Origin of the sequence: Siphonobacter sp. BAB-5385, assembly GCF_002261125.1 — a bacterium.
GTDB lineage: Bacteria > Bacteroidota > Bacteroidia > Cytophagales > Spirosomataceae > Siphonobacter.
Window position 1 is genome coordinate 1 of sequence record NZ_NMPS01000199.1, and the last position, 890, is coordinate 890.

The following is an 890-nucleotide window of genomic DNA, read 5'->3' on the forward strand; positions in this document are numbered from 1 at the left end:
GGAGTCAGGAGTTGGAAGAACTCATCCAGACGGGGGGTCAAGATGATCTCCGTTCTGCGGTTGACTTTACGTCCCGCCGAGCTCTTGTTGGAATCCTTGGGCTCGTACTCACCCTTGCCAGCGGCCGTCAAACGGGCCGGGTCCACCTTGAACTTGCTTTGCAGCAACCGCACCACCGACGTGGCCCGACGCACGCTCAAGTCCCAGTTATCCCGGTTGAGATCCGTCGAGATGGGCACGGCATCGGTGTGACCCTGCACCATCACTTCCAGCTCATTGTGATCGTTGATGACCTTGGCTACCTTGCCCAGCACTTCTTCGGCCCGGGCGTTCACGTTGGCCTGACCCGTGGCAAACAAGAGCTTGTCCGAGATCGAAACGTAGACGACCCCTTTCTTGACCTGTACCTCGACGTCCTCATCGTTGACATTGGCCAGCGAGCGTTTGAGGTTGGTCACCAGCGTCAGGTTCAAAGAATCCTTGCGTTGGATGGAGGTGTTCAGACTCTGGATGTATTTGCTCTGCTGATCGATGGCTTCCAGGGAGCGTTTGATGGACTCGGCTCCTTGTTTGGAAACAATGGAGAGATCGGCCATGCGGTCCAAAAGACCGGCGTTGGTACGCTTTAAGTAATCCAGCTGATCTTCGACTTCCTTGACGCGGGCGGTCTTGGCCGTCAGCTCGTTGTTGCGGGCATCGAGCTGGGATTGCAGGGAAGCGGATTTTTGTTGACAGTCGCCGAGTTCAACGCGGATGCGTTCAGCCAGACGGGTGTTTTCGGTTTTGAGGTCATTGACCTGGGCTTGCAAAGCGGATGCTTTTTTCTTGCTCACGCAGGACTGACTCACAACGGCCACCGACAGGGCCATCATTACCCATACTTTTCTCAT

1 protein-coding gene is annotated in these 890 nt (G+C 55.8%); it reads right to left on the reverse strand.

Annotated features, from left to right (window positions below; genetic code table 11):
- Window positions 1–890 (reverse strand): flagellar motor protein MotB (locus tag BWI93_RS19535; protein WP_094814394.1); only part of this gene is annotated, 890 nt, incomplete at both ends.